At 66.7% G+C, this 24,055-nt stretch carries 24 protein-coding genes; 4 read left to right on the top strand and 20 right to left on the bottom strand.

The window, feature by feature from the left end:
* Positions 1-41: 41 nt before the first annotated feature.
* From recO to rpoE, 11 genes are all read right to left on the bottom strand, one after another.
* On the bottom strand, positions 42-719 hold the full coding sequence (gene recO / locus ACMG4O_RS08060) for a DNA repair protein RecO (protein ID WP_414434838.1): 678 nt from the start codon (positions 717-719) through the stop codon (positions 42-44).
* The gene (gene era / locus ACMG4O_RS08055; protein WP_142950097.1) at positions 706-1,602 is read right to left on the bottom strand and encodes a GTPase Era; all 897 of its coding nucleotides are present in this window, start codon (positions 1,600-1,602) and stop codon (positions 706-708) included. Before era ends, recO begins: the two co-directional genes overlap by 14 nt.
* Positions 1,599-2,279 (bottom strand): ribonuclease III, encoded by a 681-nt coding sequence (gene rnc, locus ACMG4O_RS08050; RefSeq protein ID WP_194856645.1) that lies wholly within the window; start codon positions 2,277-2,279, stop codon positions 1,599-1,601. Before rnc ends, era begins: the two co-directional genes overlap by 4 nt.
* On the bottom strand, positions 2,279-2,659 hold the full coding sequence (locus ACMG4O_RS08045) for a DUF4845 domain-containing protein (RefSeq protein ID WP_228548156.1): 381 nt from the start codon (positions 2,657-2,659) through the stop codon (positions 2,279-2,281). Before ACMG4O_RS08045 ends, rnc begins: the two co-directional genes overlap by 1 nt.
* Complete coding sequence (gene lepB, locus ACMG4O_RS08040; RefSeq protein ID WP_142950095.1) at positions 2,659-3,450, bottom strand: signal peptidase I; 792 nt, start codon at positions 3,448-3,450, stop codon at positions 2,659-2,661. Before lepB ends, ACMG4O_RS08045 begins: the two co-directional genes overlap by 1 nt.
* Positions 3,451-5,250 (bottom strand): translation elongation factor 4, encoded by a 1,800-nt coding sequence (gene lepA / locus ACMG4O_RS08035; protein WP_142950094.1) that lies wholly within the window; start codon positions 5,248-5,250, stop codon positions 3,451-3,453.
* Between the two features lie 133 nt (positions 5,251-5,383).
* Positions 5,384-6,871: a DegQ family serine endoprotease gene (locus ACMG4O_RS08030; RefSeq protein WP_335628749.1), complete on the bottom strand. Its 1,488-nt coding sequence runs from the start codon at positions 6,869-6,871 to the stop codon at positions 5,384-5,386.
* Positions 6,872-6,911: 40 nt separating this feature from the next.
* Positions 6,912-7,400, bottom strand: a complete 489-nt coding sequence (locus tag ACMG4O_RS08025) for a SoxR reducing system RseC family protein (RefSeq protein WP_142950092.1) — start codon at positions 7,398-7,400, stop codon at positions 6,912-6,914.
* Positions 7,397-8,371 carry a MucB/RseB C-terminal domain-containing protein gene (locus ACMG4O_RS08020; RefSeq protein WP_414434837.1) on the bottom strand — a complete coding sequence of 325 codons (975 nt, stop codon included), beginning with the start codon at positions 8,369-8,371 and terminating at the stop codon, positions 7,397-7,399. The genes ACMG4O_RS08025 and ACMG4O_RS08020 overlap by 4 nt, the downstream gene beginning before the upstream one ends.
* 4 nt (positions 8,372-8,375) lie before the next feature.
* Positions 8,376-9,005, bottom strand: a complete 630-nt coding sequence (locus ACMG4O_RS08015; protein ID WP_194856944.1) for a sigma-E factor negative regulatory protein — start codon at positions 9,003-9,005, stop codon at positions 8,376-8,378.
* Positions 9,006-9,009: 4 nt separating this feature from the next.
* A complete protein-coding gene (gene rpoE, locus ACMG4O_RS08010) occupies positions 9,010-9,594 on the bottom strand; it encodes an RNA polymerase sigma factor RpoE (RefSeq protein WP_414434836.1) in 585 nt (194 codons plus the stop codon).
* A 148-nt stretch (positions 9,595-9,742) separates the two neighbouring features.
* Between rpoE and nadB the strand changes: the two genes are divergently transcribed.
* Positions 9,743-11,359, top strand: a complete 1,617-nt coding sequence (nadB, locus tag ACMG4O_RS08005; protein WP_414434835.1) for an L-aspartate oxidase — start codon at positions 9,743-9,745, stop codon at positions 11,357-11,359.
* Here nadB and ACMG4O_RS08000 read toward each other — a convergent pair whose 3' ends face one another.
* On the bottom strand, positions 11,360-11,743 hold the full coding sequence (locus ACMG4O_RS08000; RefSeq protein WP_335628750.1) for a hypothetical protein: 384 nt from the start codon (positions 11,741-11,743) through the stop codon (positions 11,360-11,362). It abuts the gene before it with no gap.
* Positions 11,724-11,999: a succinate dehydrogenase assembly factor 2 gene (locus ACMG4O_RS07995; RefSeq protein ID WP_142950086.1), complete on the bottom strand. Its 276-nt coding sequence runs from the start codon at positions 11,997-11,999 to the stop codon at positions 11,724-11,726. Before ACMG4O_RS07995 ends, ACMG4O_RS08000 begins: the two co-directional genes overlap by 20 nt.
* Before the next feature lie 142 nt (positions 12,000-12,141).
* On the opposite strand from ACMG4O_RS07995, the gene ACMG4O_RS07990 reads away from it, so the two are divergent.
* Positions 12,142-13,107 (top strand): YgfZ/GcvT domain-containing protein, encoded by a 966-nt coding sequence (locus ACMG4O_RS07990; protein WP_370185541.1) that lies wholly within the window; start codon positions 12,142-12,144, stop codon positions 13,105-13,107.
* 23 nt (positions 13,108-13,130) lie between these two features.
* Positions 13,131-14,135: an NAD(P)H-dependent flavin oxidoreductase gene (locus ACMG4O_RS07985; RefSeq protein WP_414434834.1), complete on the top strand. Its 1,005-nt coding sequence runs from the start codon at positions 13,131-13,133 to the stop codon at positions 14,133-14,135.
* A gap of 102 nt (positions 14,136-14,237) precedes the next feature.
* Here ACMG4O_RS07985 and ACMG4O_RS07980 read toward each other — a convergent pair whose 3' ends face one another.
* The 7 genes from ACMG4O_RS07980 to recJ all read right to left on the bottom strand — a co-directional run bounded on the left by ACMG4O_RS07980 (position 14,238) and on the right by recJ (position 21,608).
* On the bottom strand, positions 14,238-15,344 hold the full coding sequence (locus ACMG4O_RS07980) for an enoyl-CoA hydratase/isomerase family protein (RefSeq protein WP_414434833.1): 1,107 nt from the start codon (positions 15,342-15,344) through the stop codon (positions 14,238-14,240).
* 37 nt (positions 15,345-15,381) lie between these two features.
* Positions 15,382-16,065 carry a uracil-DNA glycosylase gene (gene ung, locus ACMG4O_RS07975; protein WP_370185532.1) on the bottom strand — a complete coding sequence of 228 codons (684 nt, stop codon included), beginning with the start codon at positions 16,063-16,065 and terminating at the stop codon, positions 15,382-15,384.
* Entirely contained in the window at positions 16,058-16,726 is a 669-nt protein-coding gene (locus tag ACMG4O_RS07970; protein WP_142949463.1) for a TetR/AcrR family transcriptional regulator, read from the bottom strand. Before ACMG4O_RS07970 ends, ung begins: the two co-directional genes overlap by 8 nt.
* A 44-nt stretch (positions 16,727-16,770) precedes the next feature.
* Entirely contained in the window at positions 16,771-18,264 is a 1,494-nt protein-coding gene (gene lysS, locus ACMG4O_RS07965) for a lysine--tRNA ligase (protein ID WP_370212281.1), read from the bottom strand.
* A gap of 12 nt (positions 18,265-18,276) precedes the next feature.
* Positions 18,277-19,396 (bottom strand): peptide chain release factor 2 gene (prfB, locus tag ACMG4O_RS07960; RefSeq protein ID WP_142949465.1). Its coding sequence is split into 2 segments (ribosomal slippage): positions 18,277-19,323 and positions 19,325-19,396, totalling 1,119 coding nucleotides; the frame shifts between segments, so codons are not numbered across the junction.
* Positions 19,397-19,493: 97 nt separating this feature from the next.
* On the bottom strand, positions 19,494-19,778 hold the full coding sequence (locus ACMG4O_RS07955) for a DUF7352 domain-containing protein (RefSeq protein ID WP_142949466.1): 285 nt from the start codon (positions 19,776-19,778) through the stop codon (positions 19,494-19,496).
* A gap of 126 nt (positions 19,779-19,904) precedes the next feature.
* The gene (gene recJ, locus ACMG4O_RS07950; protein WP_414434832.1) at positions 19,905-21,608 is read right to left on the bottom strand and encodes a single-stranded-DNA-specific exonuclease RecJ; all 1,704 of its coding nucleotides are present in this window, start codon (positions 21,606-21,608) and stop codon (positions 19,905-19,907) included.
* A gap of 292 nt (positions 21,609-21,900) precedes the next feature.
* Between recJ and fadB the strand changes: the two genes are divergently transcribed.
* On the top strand, positions 21,901-24,051 hold the full coding sequence (gene fadB, locus ACMG4O_RS07945) for a fatty acid oxidation complex subunit alpha FadB (protein ID WP_335628757.1): 2,151 nt from the start codon (positions 21,901-21,903) through the stop codon (positions 24,049-24,051).
* Positions 24,052-24,055 lie beyond the last annotated feature (4 nt).

The following is a 24,055-nucleotide window of genomic DNA, read 5'->3' as shown; positions in this document are numbered from 1 at the left end:
GCAACGGATTCAAAGGTTGGGGGAATGGTAGCAGAACCGCTCTAGCGGAACAGTTCGCGGCTGCGCAGGGGCCGGTCGCCGAGGTGCGGGGCCAGCGCCTCGCGCAGCAGCGCCTTGGCGGTGCGGCGCACGTCCGCGTCCCACTGGTCGCGGCCCAGGGCCAGCAGGTGCTCGCCGTAGTAGCCCTCGACGGCGGGCCGCAGGCCTTCGCCGCCTTCCCAGCGGTAGCGGCTGGCCGGGTCCAGGGGCTCGCCCTGCAGGTCGTGGTCCAGCGCCAGCCCGTAGCCGACATCTTCCAGCAGCATCATTTCGAAGCGGCGCAGGGTGATGTCCAGGGGCGTGTCGCCGGCCAGCTCGGCCAGGGTGCGTTCGTACACCGGCCACAGGTCCGGGTGGGCGTCGTCGCGGTGCAGCAGGCGCACCAGCAGCTCGTTGACGTAGAAGCCGCAGTAGAGCGCCCGGCCGTGCAGGGCCAGGCCGGGGCCGCGCGGCTCCACCTGGCGCAGGGTGAACAGCTCGCCGCCGGCTTTCAGGTCCACCCAGAGCGGCGCGAACGGCGCCAGGGAGGCATCCCGGCGGCCGCCGCGCGCCACCGCGCCGACCCGGCCCTGGCGGGGCAGGAACAGGTCGACGATCAGGCTGGTGTTGCGGAAGGCGCGGCGGTGCAACAGCCAGGCCGGGGCGAGGCCGTTCGGGCCGCCGGTCTCAGCGGTGGTCATAGCCCAGCGAACGCAGGGCGCGTTCGTCGTCGGACCAGCCGGCTTTGATCTTGACCCAGAGGGTGAGCATCACCTTGCGGTCGATCAGGCGTTCCATGTCCTCGCGGGCCTGGGTGCCGATGCTTTTGATGCGCGAGCCCTTGTCGCCAATCAGGATTTTCTTCTGGCCGCGCCGCTCCACCAGGATGGTGGCGGCGATGTCGGTGACCTTGGGGCCGTCTTCCCAGATGTCGATTTCCACGGTGATCTGGTGGGGCACTTCCTGGCCCAGCTGGCGCACCACTTTTTCGCGGATGATCTCGGCGGCCATGAAGCGCAGGCTGCGGTCGGTGAGCTGGTCGTCGTCGAACCAGAAATCCCCCTCCGGCAGGCGGCTGGAGAGCGCTTTCTCAAGCACGTCCAGGTTGTGGTCGCGCAGCGCCGACACCGGGATCACCTCGGCGAAGGCGAAGCGCGCCGCCAGGCTTTCCAGGTGCGGCAGCAGCAGGGATTTGTCGGTCAGGTTGTCGACCTTGTTGACCAGCAGAATCACCGGCGTGTCGCCGGCGCGCTGCAGCAGGCCAAGCACGTGCTCGTCGCCTTCGGTCCATTTCAGAGCGTCGACCATGAAGCAGATCACGTCCACGTCGGACAGCGCCGACTGGGCGGCGTCGTTCATTGCCCGGTTGAGGGCGCGCTCCTGGCCGGTGTGGATGCCGGGCGTGTCGGCGAACACGATCTGATAGCCGGGGCGGCTGAGAATGCCGTGGATCCGGTGACGGGTGGTCTGCGGCTTACGGGAGGTAATGCTCACCTTCTCGCCGATCAGATGGTTCATCAGGGTGGATTTGCCCACATTGGGGCGGCCGACGATGGCCACCACGCCGCAACGGGTGTCGCTCATGCTGACTGCTCCAACCAGTCCAGGGCCTGTTCCGCGGCCTGCTGCTCGGCGCGGCGGCGGCTGGCGCCGCTGGCGGTGAATTGCCGGGACAGATCCGGCAGGCTGCAAGCCACTTCGAAGGTCTGTTTCGGCGCCTGTCCGGTCACCGACAGCACTTCGTAGGCGGGTAACTCATGCTTGCGCGCCTGCAGCCATTCCTGCAAGCGGGTTTTGGCGTCCTTGCGCACGCTCTGCGGGGAGATCTGCTCCAGGCGGTCGGCGAACCATTTCAGCACCACGTCGCGGCAGGCGTCTTCGCCGCCGTCGATGACGATGGCGCCGATCAGCGCTTCCAGGGCGTCGGCGAGGATCGAATCACGTCGGTTGCCGCCGCTTTTCAGTTCGCCGCCGCCGAGAATCAGGTACTCGCCCACGCCCAGCTCCCGGGCCACTTCCGCCAACGTCTGGCCACGCACCAGGAAGGCGCGCATGCGGGTGAGCTGGCCTTCGGCGGCTTCCGGGAAGCGGTGAAAAATCTCCGAGGAAATAATCAGGCTGAGCTGGGAGTCGCCGAGAAACTCGAGCCGTTCGTTGTTGCGGCGACGGCTGACGCTGCGGTGGCTGAGCGCCAGTTGCAGCAGCGCCGGATCCTTGAACTGATAGCCGAGACGGCGGGTAAGACGATCCAGATCATCCATTACTGACCAATATTCTTGCTGAAGGTGTGGTCGAACTCCATCACCACGAAGACGTTGTAGAACATCGGCTCGCGGACTTCGTAATCGACGCCCACGGACAACTGCCCGCCGGCTTTCTGGATATCCAGATCACGCACGCCGATGGCGTTCACCTGGTTGATGGTAAAGCGCTTGCCGATGGCGTCGTAGACTTCGCGCTCGGACATCAGCGCGGTCTTGCTGTCGGAGAGCACCGAATTGATCGCCGAGCGGATGGTGTTGTATTCCATGTAGGCGGGCACCATGCGAAACGCGGCAGTGCCGAACACCGCCAGGATGATCAGCACCACCACCCAGCCGATCAGGGAAAGCCCGCGCTGACGGGAAGGACCTGTGATCATTATTCTGCCTCCACTTTATCGATCGCCCCATTACGGGAGAAGCTCGGCCAGGAGAAGATCGGGTCCCAGTGCATCCAGATCAGGAAGGCTTCCCCCACCACCAGGTCCTCGGACACCACGCCCCAGAACCGGCTGTCGTTACTGTTGTCGCGGTTGTCGCCCATCACGAAGTAGCTGCCCTCGGGCACCTGCCATTCGCCCTGGGTGCGCTCCGGAATCATGGCGTCGCCGCTGTACGGATTGACCCGCCCTTCCTGCCAGATCAAATGCGGCTGTTCGCCCAGGGTCTCGACGTATTCACGGCGCCACACCTGCGAGTTGCGCTCGCGGCCGACCAGCTCACGGGGCACCGCCTCGCCGTTGACGTAGAGCACGTTGTCACGCACCGCGATGCGGTCGCCGGGCAGCCCCACTACCCGCTTGATGAAGTTCTGCCCGGTGTCTTCCGGGTACTTGAACACCATCACGTCGCCGCGCTCCGGCTCGCCCAGCGGGATGATCTTGGTGTTGGTCACCGGCAGGCGCAGTCCGTAGGAGAACTTGTTGACCAGAATAAAATCATGAACTTTGAGGGTCGGCAACATGGAACCGGAGGGAATGGTGAACGGCTCGACAATAAAAGAGCGGATCACCAGCACGATGAACAGCACCGAAATCAGCGAATTGGAGGTCTCCACCGTGTTGCCGATCATGCCTTTGCGCTGGCGCAGTTTGAGCGCTTTGTCCGCCAGCCAGATGATTACCGTGACGAACAGCGCCAGGGTCAGCCACATTCCCACATCGATATCCATTTAGTCGTTCACCTTGAGTACGGCCAGGAACGCGGCCTGGGGGATTTCCACGTTACCCACCTGCTTCATGCGCTTCTTGCCTTCTTTCTGTTTCTGCAGCAGCTTTTTCTTGCGCGACACGTCGCCGCCGTAACACTTGGCGGTGACGTTCTTGCGCAGCGCCTTGACGGTCTGGCGGGCGATGATCTTGCTGCCGATGGCGGCCTGGATCGCCACGTCGAACATCTGGCGCGGCACCAGCTCCTTCATCTTCTCGATCAGGGCACGGCCGCGATGGGCGGACTGGTCCAGGTGGCAGATCATCGCCAGGGCGTCCACCTTGTCGCCGTTGATCAGCACGTCCACCTTCACCAGCTTGGTGTCCTGGAAGCGCTCGAAAGAGTATTCCAGCGACGCGTAACCGCGGCTGGCGGACTTCAGGCGGTCAAAGAAATCCAGCACCACTTCCGCCATGGGAATGTCGTAGGTGAGCGCGATCTGCTTGCCCAGGAACTGCATGTTGATCTGGTCGCCACGGCGCTCGGTGCACAGCGTGATCACATTGCCCACGTACTCCTGCGGCACCAGGATATTGACCCGCGCGATCGGTTCGCGGAATTCCTCGATCAGGTTGCTGTCCGGCAGCGACGACGGGTTGTCCACGTACAGGGTGGAGCCGTCGTTGAGGATCAGCTCGTAGACCACGGTGGGCGCGGTGGTGATCAGATCCAGGTCGTATTCCCGTTCCAGGCGCTCGTGGATGATCTCCATGTGCAGCATGCCCAGGAAACCGACCCGGAAGCCGAAGCCCAGGGCGTCGGAGCTTTCCGGCTCGTAGAACAGCGAGGCGTCGTTGAGCGCCAGCTTGGAGAGCGCGTCGCGGAAGTCCTCGTAGTCGTCGGCGTTGACCGGGAACATACCGGCGTAGACCTGCGGCTTGACCTTCTTGAAGCCGGGCAGCATTTCCACGTCCGGCGTCTTGGCGTGGGTCAGGGTGTCGCCCACCGGCGCGCCGTGGATGTCCTTGATGGTGGCGCTCACCCAGCCCACCTCGCCGGCTTCCAGGATGTCGGTCTCTTTGCGCTTGGGGGTGAACACGCCCAGGCTGTCGACGACGTGGTTCTGGCCGGTGGATTTAACGTGGATCTTGTCGCCCTTCTTGAGGCGGCCGTAACGGATCCGCACCAGCGAGATCACGCCCATGTAGTTGTCGAACCAGGAATCGATGATCAGCGCCTGCAGCCGCGCGTCGCGCTCGCCCGCCGGCGCCGGAATGCGCTCCACCAGCTGCTCGAGCAGGTCGTCCACGCCCAGGCCGGTCTTGGCCGACACATGGCAGGCGTCGGTGGCGTCCAGGCCGATGATCTCCTCGATCTCCTCGGCGACCCGGTCCGGTTCCGCCTGCGGCAGATCCACCTTGTTGAGCACCGGCAGCACCTCCAGGTCCTGCTCGATGGCGGTGTAGCAGTTGCCCACCGACTGCGCTTCCACGCCCTGGGCGGCGTCCACCACCAGCAGCGCGCCCTCGCAGGCGGCCAGCGAGCGGGACACCTCGTAGGAGAAGTCCACGTGGCCGGGCGTGTCGATGAAGTTGAGCTGGTAGGTCTCACCGTTACGGGCGGTGTAGTAGAGCGTCACGCTCTGCGCCTTGATGGTGATGCCGCGTTCGCGCTCCAGATCCATGGAATCCAGCACCTGCTCCTTGAGCTCGCGGTCGGACAGCCCGCCGCAAACCTGAATGAAGCGGTCCGCCAGGGTGGATTTGCCGTGATCAATGTGCGCGATGATGGAGAAATTGCGAATGTGCGTAATGTCGGTCACGTATACCCGCCAGAGCCGGAAATGAAAGAAGACACAATGGAGCGCGATTCTAGCGGATTAGGGCGCCAGTGGATAATCCTGTGCGAGCGGCCTGTGGGAGCGGGCCCGCTCCCACAGCCCCGATGATGCCGGGTCAGAGCTTGATGGCGACGAAACGGGCATTGCCGTCGCGGTTGACCAGGGCCGGCACGGTGCCCTCGTCGGGCAGGTCGGCGGCGATCTCCCGGTAGGCGTCCAGGCTGTCCACCGGCTTGCCGTTGAGGCTCACCAGCAGGTCGCCGCTGCTCAGCCCGGCGCGGGCGGCGGGGCCGTCCTGGACGCCGGTGATCACCACGCCGTGGTCGGCCTTGACCCGGGCCAGCTCGGCGGCGCTGGCGGCGCGCACTTCCAGGCCCAGCTTGTCGGACTCGCCCTGGTCCTGGTCCGGCTGGCCGGCCATGCCCGCCTGGGGGTTGTCCGGCAGCTCGCCGACGGTCACTTCCAGGGTCTTTTCGTCGCCGTCGCGCACCACGGTCATTTCCGCCTCGGTGCCGGCCTTGAGGGCGCCCACCCACTTGGGCAGCTGCGCGGAGCGCTGAATTTCACGGCCGTTGAAGGCGATGATCACGTCGCCGGGCTGCAGGCCGGCTTCCGCCGCCGGCGAGCCGCTCTGCACCTGGGCCACCAGGGCGCCCATGGGCTTGTCGAGGCCGAAGGATTCGGCCAGATCGCGGTCCACTTCCTGGATCAGCACGCCCAGCCAGCCGCGGCTGACTTCGCCGGTTTCCTTGAGCTGGTCGGCCACGTCCATGGCCAGGTCGATGGGAATGGCGAAGCTCAGGCCCATGTAGCCGCCGGAGCGGCTGACGATCTGCGAGTTGATACCGACCACCTGGCCGTTGAGGTTGAACAGCGGGCCGCCGCTGTTGCCCGGGTTGATGGCCACGTCGGTTTGAATGAAGGGCACGTAGTTGTCGGTGGGCAGGCTGCGGCCCTTGGCGCTGACGATGCCGGCGGTCACCGAGCTGTCGAAGCCGAACGGCGCGCCGATGGCCAGCACCCATTCGCCCACCTGCAGGTCGTCGGAGGAGCCGATGTCCACCACCGGCAGGTCGCTGGCGTCCACCTTGATCAGCGCCAGGTCGCTCTGCGGATCGGAGCCGATCAGCTCGGCGTCCAGTTCACGGCGGTCCTGCAGACGCACCACGATCTCGTCCGCTTCGCCGACCACGTGGTAGTTGGTCAGCACATAGCCGTCGCTGGAGATAATGAAGCCGGAGCCCAGCGACTCCGTTTCGGAGCGCGGGGCCGGGCCGCCACCGGGGCCGCCCGGGCCGCCGCCGAACTCGTCGAAAAAGCGGCGGAACATTTCGGGAAGCTGGTCCAGCTGCGACTGCTGGCTGCGCTCGCGGCGGGTGACGGTGCTGATGTTGACCACCGCCGGCGCTTCTTTCTTCACCAGGGCGGTGAAGTCCGGCAGGCCGGTGACCAGCGGCTCGCCGTCACCGGCGTCGGCGCGGGCCGGCGCCGTGTCGCGGCTGTCACTGGTGTCCTGCTTGGTGGTGTTGTCGGTGTCCTGGCCGCAGGCGGCGAGCACGCCGGCCAAGGCCAGCATCAACACAATACGATGCGTTATCCCCATGGAAAGGCTCCCTTCTACCCTGTTCTAGGTTCAGGCCGGGTCAGCGCGCGGGCCGCACCCGGATCGTGGTTTCAGCGTCGGCGCCGCCCGGGCGGCTCAGCACGCGCGGCTGATAGCGCCCGGCGCCGGCGACACGGCGACCGTGCAGGCGGGTGATCAGGAAGCCCAGCAGCAGGCCGCCGACGCCGAACAGCGCGGCGCCGTCCACGGCGCGCCCGGCCAGCGTCAGCGACAGCGCGTCGCCCAGCAGGGCGCCGCCGAACAGCAGCGCCAGCGGCAGGGCGTACACCCAGAGGGCGCCGTAGAGCACTGCTTTTTCCGGCACCCCGATCACCACCGGGTCGCCGTCGCGAAAACTGAGATCGGTGACCACCCGCAGGCGGGCGCGCTGGCCGGCGGCCTGGCGGTTGATCACGCTGTGCCCGCAGCCCTGGCGGGCCTGGCACGACGAGCAGGTGCCGGCGCGCACCGTTTCCACCCAGATCGCTCCGGGCTCACGGGCCACCACGCGCCCCTGCTCTTCTATCATGGCCGTTTGTCCGTGGCGCGAATCGCCACCGCTTCCATGATGCGTTCGGCGGTGGGCTGCGGAATTTCGCCCACCAGGGTCATCAGGTAGACGCGCTCGTCCAGGTTCTGCACCCGGCTGATCGCCACGGTGGGTCCGACGCGGCTGACGCCCTCTTCCACCTGATCGCTGGCCACGCTCTCCACGAACAGGGTAAAGGTGGCCAGGCCGTCGGTGTAGCTTTGCGCGGTGACCGGCTGGCGCAGGTCCGCCACCCGCCGCCAGTCGCGGTCGGCGGCTTCAAAGCCGGACGGCAGCCAGCCGGCTTCCACGTGCACGCGCTCGGGGCTGGCCGCGGCCACGCTCTCCAGGGAGCGCTCGGCGATCACCTTGGGCAGCTGGAAATCGGAACGCTCCAGGCCCGGCTCCAGATCCAGGGACACGAACTCGACGCGCTCCACGGCCAGGCCGCTGGCGTCCACCATTTCGGATTTCAGCAGCAGGCTGCTGTCGCGGTCCACCCACAGCCGGTAGCCGTAGCGGTGGTTGTCCAGCGGCGCCACGCGCATGCGGGTGGTGACGCGGCCGGCCACGCGGCCGTCGCCGTCCACCAGCACGTTGTATTGTTCGGGAATCGATGAGGACAGGCGGTCGCGGAACGCCAGCAGGCCGGTGTCGTTGTCATTGATGCGGGTCAGGGTGCCGTTGGGGTGCAGGCACACCACTTCATCGCCCAGTTGCAGCACTTCCACCAGGCGGCCGTCGAGGTGGGTGAGGCGCTGGTACTGCTTGCCGTCGATCACCGCGTGGCTCAGCTCCATGGTGCTCACCTCGCCGCCCAGCTGATAGAGAAAGCGGCCCCGGTACTGCAGCTGCTGGGAGGCTTCGGTCATCTCCTCCAGCAGCGCCTGGGCGGGCGTGGGGTCGGCAATCGCGACGGGTGCGGCGAGGGGGGCGGCCAGGGCGAGGCCGAGGGCGAGGGTCCGCATCATTTCGTTAGCGTGCTCCGTTGCGGGCGTCCATGCTCACCAGGCGGGCGTAGGGCATCATGCCCTGGCTGCTGTGGCGAGCGGTGAATTCACTGTGGCGCAGCAGCATGGCGTTCACCCGCGGCTGGGCGGTGTTGACGGTGCCGGTGGCGCGCTCGCCCTGGCGGGCGCCCTGCGCCACCAGGGAGGTCTCGCCGAACGGCCGCGTCAGGCGCTGCTCGGCGGCCACCGGGGTGGCGCCGATGGTGGCGCTGCCGGTGGGCGCGGACGGCGCGGCGCCGTCATTGGCGGCCATGGTGGGCGCCGCCGCGCCGTTGCCGGCGGGCACGCTCCAGTACTGCCAGCCGATCACGGTGGCGGCGGCCACGGAGGCGGCCACCGCCACCCGGGCAAAGCCGCCCATCATGCCGGCCCGCTTGGCGGGCTTCGATTCCGCCGCCAGGGCGGCGGAGAGCCGTGCGTTGAACGCCGGCGGCACTTCCCGGCTGGCGTGCCCGCGCAGGGTATCGCTGGCCAGTTGCCAGCGACCCAGGGTCGCGATATCGGCCTGGTCCAGGTCGCGCAGTACGCGCCGGGTTTCCAGTTCGTTGGTTTCGCCGTCCAGGAAGGCGGAAAGCGCTTCGTAGTCCCTGTTCATGTCCTCACCCTCTGTCGCCGCGCTGCGACCCGAGCAGGGGACGCACCGCTTCATCGATGGCTTCACGGGCCCGGAAAATGCGGGAACGAACGGTTCCCACCGGGCACTCCATGACCGCCGCGATATCCTCATAGCTGAGACCTTCGAATTCACGCAAGGTGACGGCGGTCCTCAGCTCCTGGGGCAGCTCCTCGATGGACTTGTGGATAACTGCCTCCAACTCATCGGACAACAGATGCGACTCCGGGGTTCCAATTTCATGGAGCACCTCCGCGCCACTGTACTGTTCCGCCTCGGCGGCATCCAGGTCGGAGCCCGGCGGACGGCGGCTCAACGACACCAGATGGTTCTTGGCGGTGTTCACGGCGATCCGATAGAGCCAGGTGTAAAAGGCACTGTCGCCACGGAAACGGGGCAGCGCGCGCCAGGCTTTGATAAAGGCTTCCTGGGCGACGTCCTGGACCTCGTCGTGGTCACGCACATAGCGGCTGATCAGCGCGAAGATACGCTGCTGGTACTTGAGCACCAGCACCTCGAAGGCGCGCTGATCGCCGCTCTTGGCTTTCTTGACCAACTGTTCGTCTGACACCGGGGCTCCCGTCAAGGTATCACTGTTCCCAGCCTGGCGGAGGGTAAAACGCGGTATTGTATCAGGTGTTCCACGGGCGGCTATACTAGCGCCTCCGGAAGCACCGGTTTTCACATTGGTTCAACATTTCCCCAGCTAAAGAGGCTTCATGGCCACCTTCCGCTACGACGTTCTGATCATCGGCTCCGGCGCCGCCGGCCTTACCGTGGCCCTGGGCCTGCCCGACGGCGTGCAGGCGGCGCTGCTGTCCAAGGGTGAACTCACCCATGCAAGCACTTACTACGCCCAGGGCGGCGTGGCCGCGGTGCTCGACAGCGACGACTCTCTGGAAAGCCACGTGCGCGACACCCACCTGGCCGGCGGCGGCCTGTGCCATGACGACGCGGTGCGCTACACGGTGGAAAACGGGCCGCGCGCGATTCGCTGGCTGATCGACCAAGGGGTGGACTTTACCCGCCTGGAGGGCTCGGAGGCCAATCCCCTGCCCTACCACCTGACCCGCGAGGGCGGCCACAGCCACCGGCGCATCATCCACGCCGCCGACGCCACCGGGGTGGCGATCTCCAGCACGCTGATCGACCGCGTCAAGGAGCGCGACAATGTACAGCTTTTTGAGCACCGGGTCGCCGTGGACCTGATTCTGCAGGAGCACAACAGCCCCGACGGGCAACAAGGTAAAGAGCGTCGTTGCTGCGGGGCCTATGTGCACAACATCAAAACCGGCGAAACCGACGTGATTCTGGCGCGCTCGGTGGTGCTGGCCACCGGCGGCGCCTCCAAGGTGTACCTGTATACCTCCAACCCGGACGTGGCCACCGGCGACGGCATCGCCATGGCGTGGCGCGCCGGCTGCCGGGTGGCGAACATGGAATTCATGCAGTTCCACCCCACCTGCCTGTACCACCCCAAGGCGAAGAGCTTTCTGATCACCGAGGCGATCCGCGGCGAAGGCGGCCGCCTGCTGCTGCCCAACGGCGAGCGCTTCATGCCGCGCTTCGACGAGCGCGCCGAGCTGGCGCCCCGGGACGTGGTGGCGCGCGCCATCGATCATGAAATGAAGCGTCTGGGCGCGGACTGCCTGTATCTGGACATCAGCCACAAGCCGGCGGATTTCATCATCGAGCACTTCCCCACCGTGTACGCCAAGTGCCTTCAGCTGGGGCTGGACATCACCCGCGATCCGATTCCGGTGGTGCCGGCGGCGCATTACACCTGCGGCGGCGTGATCATCGACCGCGACGGGCGCACCGACGTGCCCGGGCTGTACGCGCTCGGCGAAACCGGCTTCACCGGCCTGCACGGCGCCAACCGCATGGCCAGCAATTCCCTGCTGGAGTGCTTCGTCTACGGCCGTGCCGTGGCGGAGCATATCGGCGAGCATCTGCACGACCTGCCCGAGCCCCGCGAGGCGGCGCCCTGGGACGATTCCAAGGTGACCGACTCCGACGAAGACGTGGTGATCAGCCACAACTGGGACGAGTTGCGCCGCTTCATGTGGGACTACGTGGGCATCGTGCGCACCACCAAGCGCCTGGAGCGGGCCCAGCACCGGGTGGAGATGCTGAAGAAGGAAATCACCGAGTATTACAGCAATTACCACATCAGCAACGACCTGCTGGAGCTGCGTAATCTGGTGGTGATCGCCGATCTGATTATTCGCTCGGCGCTGCAGCGCAAGGAAAGCCGGGGCCTGCACTTCATGCGTGAATTCCCGGACGCGGACCCGGTCGGCAAGGATTCGGTGCTGGTGCCGGGACGGCCCTGATCAGCGGCGCTGCAGGTAGAGCACCTGGCGCAGCGGCGTCAGCGCCGCCGGGCCGGCCTGGTCCGGGAACACCCACACCCAGCCCCGGCGCGGGCAGTGCAGGGCCAGCCAGTGCTCGCGCAACATCACCCGGAACGGCGGCGTCAGGGTCACCCGGCGGCCGTCGCGCAGGCTCAGCCGCACGGCGCCGGGGGTGACGTCCACGCTGCGCGGCGTGGCCGGGCGCCAGCGGCGCGCCGCCACCAGCGCGGCCAGCCCGGTGAGCGCCGCCAGGCTCAGCGGCAGGCCACTGAGCAGGATCGCCGCCGCGCCCAGGCCGAGCGCGGCGCACCGCAACCGCCGCGGGTAGCGGGAGCCGGCCAGCTCAACCCTTCTGGGCCACACGGTCGAGCAACTCGGCGACGAAGGCGCGCAATTCCGGGTCCTCGGGCTGGGAGCGCCGGGTGAACCATTCCAGCAGGTCCACGTCCTCGCATTCCAGCAGGCGGGCGAAGCGGGCGCGGCGCTCATCGTCGTCGACCTCGAAAAAACGCTCCAGATAGGCGTTGAGCACCACTTCCACCTCGGAGGCGCCGCGCCGGCATTGCCAGTGGAAACGTCGCTTCTGTTCGGCGATATCAAGGGATTCCGGGGGTGTCATTGATGGCGCCTCTTTGGCTGATGGACTGACAGATCAGGGGTGGATTATCTATCATCATGGGCCTTGGTTTACAGCCATGCGCCCCAAACTCTGGCGCGGCACTCGCTATTTCCAAGCTCGATATTCTAAGGAAAGGGGCATTATGAGCACCTGGCAAGCCATTCTCGGCGATCAGCAACCCAGCGCGGGCGGCGTGCGGCAACCGGCGCTGGCGCTTTGCGACCACCTGGCGGTGATCCGCGTGACCGGCGACGAAGCCGGCGACTATCTGCAGGGACAGATCACCGCCGACCTCAAGCACATCGACGAAGGCGCCCAGCGGCTGGCCATGCACCTTTCCCTGAAGGGCCGGGGGCTGGTCAGCGCCCGGGTGGCGGCGATGCCCGGCGGCTACCTGCTGGTGGTGCCCCAGGCCCGGGTGGACGACACCCTGCGCTGCTTCGAGAAATACAAACTGCGCGCCAAGGCCGATTTCCAGCCTGACCCGGAACTGGCGGTGGCGCAGCTCAGCGGCGGCGTCGACGGCACCCTCGCCGAGGCCGGCCTGCCGGTGCCCGGCGCCGGGCAGAGCGCCCACCGCGACGGCATCACCGTGCTGCGCTACGCCCATGCGGACGTGGCGCTGCTGGTGGCGGCCCCCGGCCTGCTGGGCGCCCACTGGCAGGCGCTGAGCGCCGAGCGCGCCCTGGTGGACAGCAACGGCGCCCGCTTCCAGGACATTCTGGCGGGCGAGGCCCAGGTGTTCTCCGGCGGCGAGGACCTGTTCCTGCCCCAGGTGCTGAATTACGACGTGCTCGGCGGCGTCAGCTTCAAGAAGGGCTGCTACACCGGCCAGGAAGTGGTGGCGCGGATGCACTTCAAGGGCAAGCTCAAGCAGCGGATGCGCGCCTTTCAGTACCAGGGGCCGCCGCTGCAGGCCGGGGAAAGCCTGCGTAACGCCGACGGCAAGGCGGTGGGCGAAGTGGTCGACAGCGCCCCGGGCGCGCCGGCCCCGGTGGCACTGGCGGCGCTGCGCGTGACCCACGAGGGCGAGCTCTACCATGGTGACCAGCCGCTGCACGCCGAGCCGCTGGACCTGCCCTACTCGCTGCCGCAACCGAAATCCTGAACCGTTAGCACACCGGAGGCGCCATGGCGTTCCAAGACTACTCCTTGATCCAGGCGCCGATGGCCGGCGGCCTGTCCACCGCTGACGTCGTGGCCGGCGCCAGCCGCGCCGGCGCGCTCGGCTCGGTGGGCGCCGGCTATTTAAGCGGCGACGCCATCATGGCCGCCGCCGAGGGCGTGCGGGCGGCGGGCGGCGACGCTTTCGCCATCAATCTGTTTATTCCCGCCGAACGGGACGCCACCGACGCGGAATGGCGGGCGGCCCTGAAGGCGCTGTCGCCCTGCTACCGGCAGGCCGGCGTGCCGGTGCCGGATGATTTTCCGCCGCTGCCGGATTTCCGTGAGCAGTTCGAGGCCATGCTGGAGGCGCGCCCGGCGGTGTTTTCCTGGACCTTCGGGCGCCTGCCCAAATCGATGATGGCGGCCTGCCGGGCGCGCGGCATCACCCTGGTGGGCACCGCCACGCACCGTGACGAGGCGCTGGCGCTGGCCGGCGACGGCGTCGACGGCATCGTGCTGCAGGGCGAGGAAGCCGGCGGCCACCGTGGCGGGGCCGACCCGCAAGGCGAAGGCCAGCCGCTGGACGCGCTGCTGGGCGCCTGCCAGGACATCGCGACGCCGCTGATCGCCGCCGGCGGCCTGATGGACGGCGCCGACGTGGCGCGGGTGATGGCCGCCGGCGCGGCCACCGGCCAGCTGGGCACGGCGTTTTTGCGCTGCCCGGAGGCCGGCACCGCCGAGGGCTGGCGCCAGGCATTGGCCGACGCGGGGCCGGACGCCACCGCGGTGACCCGGGCGGTGTCCGGGCGCTGGGCGCGGGGCATCGCCAACGCCTGGATGGACGGGCGGGCGCCCACCGAGGTGGCGCCCTACCCGGACCAGCACCGGCTCACCTCGCCGTTGCGCAAGGCCGCCGGCGTCGAATGGAAGAGCCTGTGGGCCGGGACCGGAGCGCATCGGAGTCGGGCGTTGCCGGTCGAGGAACTGGTCCAAGTCATCGAGGAGGAGCGTCGGGCGGCGGGTCGGTAGACCGCCCGGTGTGACCCTCCAGGGAGGCGCCTCTGGGATCCTGCCGGCCGGCTTGCCGGCCTTTCGCGGGCGAGGCCCGCTCGCACAAGGCCACCCTCAGGCTCAGAGGTCGGCTAGGGGGTGCTGCGGCGCCGGGTTCCGGAAGAAGCCGTCGATGTATTCGGGGTCGACCTGGTCGACGTCGCGGTGGCGGAAGCGCGGTTTGCCGTCCTTGTCGATGAGCAGGGCGCGGACGCCTTCGCGGAAGTCGGCGTGCAGGGTGCATTGCACCGCCAGGCACCATTCCATGCGGAACACTTCGGCCAGGGACAGGTGGCGGCTGCGCCGCAGCTGTTCCCAGACCAGGTGGGCGGTTTGCGGGCAGCCGTCGGCGAGGGTGGCGCGGGCTTTGTCGAGCCAGCCGTCGCATTGTTTGTGCTCGAGGATGCGGTGCACCACTTCGTTGACGGTGGCGGCGTCGCAGAGGGTGTTGATGGTGTCGAGATGATCCATCACCGCCGGGGTGAGGCTGTCCGGGCGGGTGGCGAGATCCTGCAGGGTGCGGTGCAGTTGCCGGCGGTTGGCGGCGCGGTCGTCCTGGTAGTGGGTTTCGGCCAGGGCGTCGAGCACCTGCTCGCGGTCGGCGTCGACGAAGCGGTCGGCGAGCCCCAGGTCGAGGGCGTCGCGGGCGTTGAGGTGGACGCCGGTGAGGCCCAGGAACAGGCCGGTTTTGCCGGGCAGGCGGTTGAGGAACCAGCTGGCGCCCACGTCCGGGAACAGGCCGATGGTGATTTCCGGCATGGCGAGCCGGCTTTTCGGGGTCACCAGGCGGAACTGGCTGGCCTGCATCAGGCCCATGCCGCCGCCCATGACCACGCCGTCCGCCCAGCAGATCACCGGGGTCTCGGAGGTGTGCAGGCGATAATCGAGGCGGTATTCACTGGCGAAGTAGTGCTCGGTGAACGGGTTCCGGCTTTGCCCGGCGTGCTTGACCATGGCGCCGTGCAGGGCGACCACGTCGCCGCCGGCGCTGAGCGCCTTGCCGCCGTTGCCTTCCAGCCAGATCGCCACCACCTCTTCGCGGGCCTGCCAGTCGGTGATTTGCCGGTCGAGGGCTTCGATCATTTCCAGGCTGAGGGCGTTGAGCGAGCGCGGCGCGTTGAGCGTGGCGCGGCCGATCAGGTGGCCGCTGCCGGTGGGGCGTTCTTCGAACTGTACACTGTCGGTCATGCCGAAAGGGTCCTTAATGGGTCGGTGATGCGAAGGTTCACAGGGACCAGTCGATGGGGTCCTTGCCTTGTTGCAGAAGGTACTGGTTGGCGCGGGAAAAGTGCCCGCAGCCCAGGAAACCGCGATGCGCGGAGAGCGGCGACGGGTGCGGCGCGGTGAGCACGCAGTGGCGCTGGCGGTCGATCAGCTTGCCTTTTTTCTGGGCGTAGCTGCCCCACAAAAAAAACACCACGCCTTCGCGCTCGCGGTTGATGTGCTCGATGGCCTGGTCGGTGAATTCTTCCCAGCCCTGGCGCTGGTGGGAAGCGGCCTGGCCGGCGCGCACGGTGAGCACCGCGTTGAGCAGCAGCACGCCCTGGCGCGCCCAGGCGTCCAGGTTGCCGTGGTCCGGGGCCGGGATGCCCAGGTCCCGTTCGATTTCCTTGAAGATATTGATCAGCGACGGCGGCGTGCGCACGCCCGGCTGCACCGAGAAGCACAGCCCGTGGGCCTGGTTGGGGCCGTGGTACGGGTCCTGGCCGAGAATCACCACCTTGACCTGGTCGAAGGGGGTCTCGTTAAAGGCGCGGAAGATGTCCGGGCCGGGCGGGTAGACGGTCTCGCCGGCCTGCTTTTCCTGGCGCAGGAAGGCTTTCAGATTCTGCATGTAGGGCTTGGTGAATTCGTCACCGAGCACCTGCTTCCAGCCCGGCTCCAACTCCACCGAGGACTGTTCAGCCATGGGGGACCAGCTTCTCCAAAAGGTGGTGCATGCGTTTGTTGAGCGCCTTTTCGTCGGCCCATTCCGGGTGGGCGAGCAGGCGCACCTCGGTGGCGAGCAGGAAGCTGTGGATCAGCTCCGCGTCCAGTTCCGGGCTTTCCGACCCCACCGCCCGGCAGGCGTCGATCAGTAGCGACGACATTTCCTTGAGGTACAGATCCGCCAGCCCCCGCAGGCGCGGGTCGAGAATCGCCTCCTGGAAGAACGCCTGCTCGGCGATCAGATGCTCGCGGCGGTTGGTCACCTCGTCGAGGATGAACGCGGTGGTCATCGACGCCAGCGACTCGATCAGACGGGCGCGGTCGGGCTCCTGGTGGCTGGCCTGGGCCTGGAACTGCTGGATCAAGCCGAACGCCTGGTCGCGGAACGGGCGGATCACCTCTTCCAGGGCACGCTCCGCGAACAGCGTGAAGGCGTCCGCGATCAGGTCGGAGATGTCCTTGAAGTAATAGGTGGTGGCGGACAGCGGCACATCCGCCTCGCGGGCCACGGCGCGGTGGCGCACCGCGCGGATGCCGTCGGTGACGATGATGTTAAGCGCCGCGTCCAGAATGGCCTGGCGGCGTTGTTCACTGCCGGCGCGACGGGCCTTGCGGCCCTGATACTGAATGGCTGAACTCATAACGGCCTTCACTTTGTTATTCGTTAATGCGCACTGATGTCGGGCTAGCGCGGTCGCATGTGAGGAAACAGGATTACATCACGAATAGAGGGAGAATTCGTGAATAACATCACCAGACGGTCGATGCCGATTCCCTCACCGGCGGTGGGCGGCAGGCCGTGTTCCAGAGCGGTGATGTAGTCTTCGTCGTAGAACATGGCTTCGTCGTCCCCCGCTTCTTTTTCGGCCACCTGGGCGCGAAATCGTTCCGCTTGATCCTCGGCGTCGTTGAGCTCGGAGAAGCCGTTGGCGATCTCGCGGCCGCCGACGAAGAACTCGAAGCGCTCGGTGACGAAGGGGTCGTCGTCCTTGCGGCGGGCCAGCGGCGACACCTCGGTGGGGTAATCGGTAATGAAAGTGGGGTCCTTGAGGCGGTGCTCGACGGTCTTCTCGAAGATCTCGATCTGCACCTTGCCCAGGCCCCAGCCGTCCTTCACGGCGATGCCCAGCCGTTCGGCGATGCCGCGGGCGCCCTGCTCGTCGGCCAGGGTGGCGGCGTCGATGTCGTCGTTGTACTGCAGGATGGAATCGAACACCGACAGCCGCGCGAACGGCTTGCCGAAGTCGTAGACGTCATCCTGGTAGGGAATCTCGGTGGTGCCCAGCACGTCCTGCGCCAGGGTGCGCAGCATGTCCTCGGTGAGGTTCATCAGGTCGTTGTGATCCGCGTAGGCCTGGTAGAACTCCAGCATGGTGAATTCCGGATTGTGCCGGGTGCTGAGGCCTTCGTTGCGGAAGTTGCGGTTAATCTCGAACACCCGCTCGAAGCCGCCCACCACCAGACGCTTGAGGTACAGTTCCGGCGCGATGCGCAGGTACATGTCCAGGTCCAGGCTGTTGTGGTGGGTGATGAACGGGCGCGCCGTGGCGCCACCGGGGATCACCTGCAGCATCGGCGTTTCCGCTTCCACGAAACCGTGGCGCACCAGGTAGTTGCGGATGCCGGCCACCATTTGTGAGCGGATCTGGAAGGTGCGGCGGCTGTCCTCGTTGACGATCAGGTCCACGTAGCGCTGACGGTAGCGGGACTCGGTGTCGGTGAGGCCTTTGTGTTTTTCCGGCAGCGGGCGCAGGGATTTGGTGAGCAGCAGGTACTCGTCCATCATCACGTACAGGTCGCCCATGCCGGATTTGCACAGGGTGCCGCGCACGCCCACCACGTCGCCCAGGTCCCAGTGCTTGGTGTCTTTCTGCACCGGCTTGGGGGCGAAGATCTGGATGCGCCCGGACATGTCCTGCAGCACCTTGAAGGCTTTGCGGTCGAGCATCAGGCGCCCGGCCACGGCCACCTGGATGTTCTTTTCTTCCAGCTCTTCCTTGCTCAGCTCGCCGTACTGTTTTTGCAGGTCGGCGGCCAGGCTGTCGCGGCGGAAGTGGTTGGGGAAGGCGCCACCGCTTTCGCGCCACTCGTTGAGCTTGGCGCGCCGCTCGGCGATCAGACGGTTTTCGTCGGCGCCTTCGTGGGCGGCGTCGTTGGGGGTGTTCTGTTCGTCAGCCATGTGTTTAACCTTTTAAAGCCCTGCCTTCAGCGAGGCCTGGATAAAGCGGTCCAGGTCGCCGTCGAGGACCTGCTGGGTGTTGTGGCTTTCCACGTTGGTGCGCAGGTCCTTGATGCGGCCGTCGTCGAGCACGTAGGAGCGGATCTGGCTGCCCCAGCCGATGTCCGACTTGCCCTCTTCCTGCTTCTGCTTTTCGGCGTTGCGCTTTTGCAGCTCCAGGTCGTAGACCTTGGCCTGCAGCATGCGCATGGCCTGGTCCTTGTTCTGGTGCTGGGAGCGGCCGTTCTGGCACTGCGTCACCAGGGTGGTTTCCTCGCCGGTTTCCGGGTCGGTGTGCACATAGGTCAGACGCACCGCGGAATCGGTCCGGTTGACGTGCTGACCGCCGGCGCCGGAGGCCCGGTAGGTGTCGACGCGGATCTTGGACGGATCGATGTCCACGTCGATGTCCTCGTCCACTTCCGGGGACAGGAACACCGAGGCGAAAGACGTGTGGCGGCGGCCGCCGGAGTCGAACGGGCTCTTGCGCACCAGGCGGTGCACGCCGATCTCGGTGCGCAGCCAGCCGTAGGCGTACTCGCCCTCGAAGCGCACGGTGGCGGACTTGATGCCGGCCACGTCGCCGTCGGAGGCTTCCACCAGCTCGGTCTTGAAGCCGTGCGCCTCGCCCCAGCGCAGGTACATGCGCAGCAGCATCTCGGCCCAGTCCTGGGCTTCGGTGCCGCCGGAACCGGCCTGGATGTCCAGATAGGCGTTGGAGGCGTCCATCTCGCCGGAGAACATGCGGCGGAATTCCAGGTCGGCGACCATGCGCTCCAGGCGCTGCAGGTCCGCTTCCACTTCCGCGACGGTGGCTTCGTCGCCCTCTTCCACCGCCAGTTCCAGCAGATCGCGGGTGTCACCGATGCCCTGGCCGGCCTGGTCCAGGGTGGCGACGATGTGTTCCAGTTGCGAGCGCTCCTTGCCCAGGGCCTGGGCCCGCTGGGGCTCGTTCCAGACGTCCGGCAGGGCCAGTTCGCGCTCTACTTCGACCAGTCGTTCGCTCTTCTGGTCGTAGTCAAAGATACCCCCTCAGCGCATCGACGCGCTCGGCCAGGTCGGTGAGGTGGGTTCTCAGCGGATTCACTTCCATAAAGGTTCTCAGTGCGCTTTCAATAGAATGGGAAAAGCCGCGTATTCTACCGTTTCAGCCGGCCCCTGACGAGGCCGGGGCCGGCGGGCACCGGGGGTCAGTCCACCAGTTCGTAGACGTGGAAGGCCTCGGGTTTGAGGTTATCCAGGGTGGTGCCGATGTAGACGGCGTTGTTGGGGATGCCGCTGCCGGTGGCGAATACTTTGAAGCGGCGCACTTCCTTGGGGGTGTCGATGACGGTGTCGGCGTCCACTTCCACCCACATGTAGATGGCGCGTTCCTGCTGGATAAAGTCAACGCGCAGCACATCACCTTCTTCCGGCAGGCGCAGTTCCTGCACATCGGTGCCGGCTTCCAGACGGTGTTTGTGAATTGTTTTCATGCTTCCCTCCGTTAGGGGCTGCCAGACATCGCCGGCCTTTTGGGCCGCGCGAGAATCGAATCGGGTACAACACGCCGGGGCGGCGCGAACGGCAATGCTAGCAAAGTGCCCGCGGGGAGGCACCTGTTACGCGGGTCTGAGGTGCTCGAAGAGCAGCTGCGGGTTGCGGTTGCCGCGGAATTCGTTCACTTCCAGGCGGTAGACGCCGTACACCCGGCGCAGGCGGTCGCCGAGCTGGTCCAGGTCGGCGTTGAAGTGGATGCCGTCCACCACCCCGCCGCAGCCGGGCAGGCCCAGGGTGAGCTTGAGGTGGCGCTCGCCGACCACGCGGCTGTCCAGCACCTCGAATTCGCCGTCGAAGCGCGGCGGCGGGAAGCCCTGCCCCCACGGGAAGCGGTGGCTGAGGAGTTCCGCGGTGTCCAGGCAGAGATCCGCTTCCTCCAGGGCGCCGTCGGTTTCCACCACCTCGTCGAACAGGTCGGCGCCGGCCACCGCCGCCACCGCGTCCTGGAACGCCTCGGTGAAGGCCGGCAGGTGGTCGGCGCGCAGGGTCATGCCGGCGGCCATGGCGTGGCCGCCGAACTTGTGCAGCATTTCCGGGTGGGCGGTGGCCACCGCGTCCAGCACGTCGCGCAGGTGCAGGCCGGGTATCGAGCGGCCGGAGCCCTTGAGCATGCCCTTCTCGCGGGCCGGGGCGAAGGCGATCACCGGCCGGTGCACCGACTCCTTGACCCGCGAGGCGAGGATGCCCACCACCCCTTCGTGCCAGTCCGGGCCGTGCAGGCAGAGCGCGGCGGGCAGCTCGCGCTCGCGCAGCCGCGCCACTTCCAGCATGGCGGCGTCGCGCATGCCCTGCTCGATGCCGCGCCGCTCGCGGTTGATGGTGTCCAGCTCCTCGGCGAAGCGGCGCGCCTGTTCCTCGCTGTCCGCCAGCAGGCATTCGATGCCGTGACTCATATCGGTGAGGCGGCCGGCGGCGTTGAGGCGCGGCCCGGCGGCGAAGCCCAGGTCCGCCGCCACCACCTTGGCGGGATCGCGGCCGGCCACCCGCAACAGGGCGCGCAGGCCGGGGCTGCCCTTGCCGGCGCGGATGCGGCGCAGGCCCTGCTCCACCAGGATGCGGTTGGCGTCGTCCAGGATCACCACGTCGGCCACGGTACCCAGGGCCACCAGATCCAGCAGGTCGAGCACCGGGCTTTTGACGCCCAGGCGGCGCTGCACCGCCAGTAGTAAATAGAAGGCGACGCCAACGCCGGCCAGGTTGCGCGCCGGGAAGCCGTCCTCGCAGAGGCGCGGATTGACCAGGGCGTCCGCGTCCGGGAGTTGGTCGCCGGGCAGGTGGTGGTCGGTGATCAGCACGCGCATGCCGGCGGCCCGGGCGGCGGCCACGCCGTCGACGCTGGCGATGCCATTATCCACGGTGATGATCAGGTCCGGGGCCAGGGTCTCCCGGGCCAGCTCGACGATCGCCGGCGACAGGCCATAGCCGTACTCGAAGCGGTTGGGCACCAGGTAGTCCGGGCGCCGGAAGCCCAGGCCGGCCAGCCCGCGCACCATCAGCGCGGTGGCGGTGGCGCCGTCGGCGTCGTAGTCGCCCACCACGCAGATGCGCCAGTGCTCTTCGCGGGCCTGCTGCAGCAGGTCCACCGCGGCGCCCAGGCCGTTGAAACCGTCCGGGTGCGGCAGGCGGCCCAGGCTCAGCTGCAGCTGCTCTTCCCGGGTGACGCCGCGGGCGGCCAGCACCCGGGCCAGCAGCGGCGGCACGCCGGGCCAGTCGGGCACGGTGTCCAGGGTACGGCGGCGGATCTCGGGAAAAGGACGTGCGCTCATCAATTCAGCCTGGCGGAAAGACGCGGCAAGGGTCCGCATAGACGCCTCCCGAGTCAAGATACTCCGGGCCCGGCTTGCTGTATCCTCCTCATGGCTGAAAGCGCCGGTGGTTGAAAGACCCCGCCCCGCACCCAATACAGGCGGGAAGCGGGCTTGCAACGACCGGCAAGTCACAAAAAGGGACTGAATGTATGCCCTTTGCTTTCATATACTTGGCGCCCCCGAGTGAGGAACCACAGGCTCACCAAGGCGGCTGGCCGGCCGCATACTTTGGGACTGGAGAGCAAACGATATGATTTACCAAGGCAACGCCGTAAGCGTACAACTGCTTGACGACGGGATCGCCGAACTGAAGTTCGACCTTCAGGGCGAGTCCGTGAACAAGTTCGACCGTGCCACCCTGGAAGACCTGAGCAAGGCCACCGAGGCCCTCAAAGGCAACGACCAGGTGAAGGGCATCGTCGTCACCTCCGCGAAAAACGTGTTCATCGTTGGCGCGGACATCACCGAATTCACCGAAATGTTCGCCCAGGACGAAGCGGAGATCGCCAAATGGTCCCGCCAGGCGAACGACATCTTCAACGCCTTCGAAGACCTGGACGTGCCGAAAGTGGCCGCCATCAACGGCTTCGCCCTGGGCGGCGGCCTGGAAATGTGCCTGGCCTGCGAATTCCGCGTGATGAGCGAACAGGCCCAGGTGGGCTTCCCGGAAGTGAAGCTGGGCATCTACCCCGGTTTCGGCGGCACCGTGCGCGCGCCGCGCCTGATGGGCGTGGACAACGCCATTGAGTGGATCTCCGCCGGCGGCCAGCACAAGCCGGAAAAAGCCTTCAAGGACGGCATGGTGGACGCGGTGGTCAAGCACGACGACGTGCGTGACGCCGCCATCGACCTGGTGAAGCAGTGCCTGGCCGGCAAGATCGACTTCCGCGCCAAGCGCCAGGAAAAGCTGGAGCCGCTGCCGATGCCTCCGATGGAGCAGATGATGGCGTTCCAGACCGGTTCCGCCATGGTCCAGCAGCAGGCCGGCAAGAACTACCCGGCGCCCATGGAAGCGGTGAAGTCCATGCAGAAAGCCGCCGGCATGAAGCGCAACGAAGCGCTGGACGTGGAGTCCAAGGGCTTCGCCAAGGTCGCCAAGACCCCGCAGGCCACCGCCATGGTGGGTCTGTTCCTGGCCGACCAGCAGGTTAAGAAAGTGAACGGCAAGACCGCCAAGGCCAGCCGCGAGATCAACAACGCGGCGGTACTGGGCGCGGGCATCATGGGCGGCGGCATCGCCTTCCAGTCCGCCCTGAAAGGCACCCCCATCGTCATGAAGGACATCAAGGCGGAAGCCCTGGACCTGGGCATGAACGAAGCCTCCAAGCTGCTCGCCAAGCGCGTCAGCAAAGGCAAGATGGACGCCGCCAAAATGGGCAAGACCCTGTCCATGATCCGTCCCACCCTGAGCTACGGTGACTTCACCAACATCGACGTGGTCGTCGAGGCGGTGGTCGAGAACCCGAAGATCAAGCAGTCCGTGCTGGCGGAAACCGAGGAAGTGCTGGGTGACGACGCGGTGCTCGCGTCCAACACCTCCACCATTTCCATCACCCGCCTGGCGGAAGCCCTGAAGAAGCCGGAGAACTTCGGCGGCATGCACTTCTTCAACCCGGTGCACATGATGCCCCTGGTGGAAGTGATCCGCGGCGAGAAGACCTCCGACGAAACCGTCGCCACCCTGGTCAAGTACGCCCAGAAGATGGGCAAGAACCCGGTGGTGGTGAACGACTGCCCCGGCTTCCTGGTGAACCGCGTTCTGTTCCCCTACTTCGCCGGCTTCGGCATGCTGGTGCGCGACGGCGCCGACTTCCAGCAAGTCGATAAGGTGATGCAGAAGTTCGGCTGGCCCATGGGCCCCGCCTACCTGCTCGACGTGGTCGGCATCGACACCGGCGTGCACGCCGCCGAAGTGATGGCCGAAGGCTTCCCCGACCGCATGCAGCACGACTTCAAGGACCCGTCCGAGATCATGTTCGAAAACGAACGCTATGGTCAGAAGAACGGCATCGGCTTCTACAAGTACGAAGAAGACAAGAAGGGCAAGCCCAAGAAGGTGGTCGACGAGAAGACCTACGAGCTGATCAAGCCGATGGTCACCGGCGAGTCCAAGGAGTTCGACGCCGACGACATCATCGCCCGCATGATGATTCCGATGTGCACCGAAACCATCCGCTGCCTGGAAGACAACATCGTCGGCTCCGCCGCCGAAGCCGACATGGCCATGATCTACGGCATCGGCTTCCCGCCGTTCCGCGGTGGCCCGCTGCGCTACATCGACAGCATCGGCACCAAGGCGTTCGCGGAACTGTGCGACAAATACGCCCACCTGGGTAAGCTTTACGAAGCCCCCCAGATGCTTAAAGACAAGGCCGCCAAAGGCGAAGCCTTCTTCGCGTAAGGCA

The sequence above is a fragment of the Alloalcanivorax venustensis genome (genome assembly GCF_047495515.1).
Lineage (GTDB): Bacteria > Pseudomonadota > Gammaproteobacteria > Pseudomonadales > Alcanivoracaceae > Alloalcanivorax > Alloalcanivorax venustensis.
This window is presented reverse-complemented; position numbering and strand designations above follow the sequence as displayed.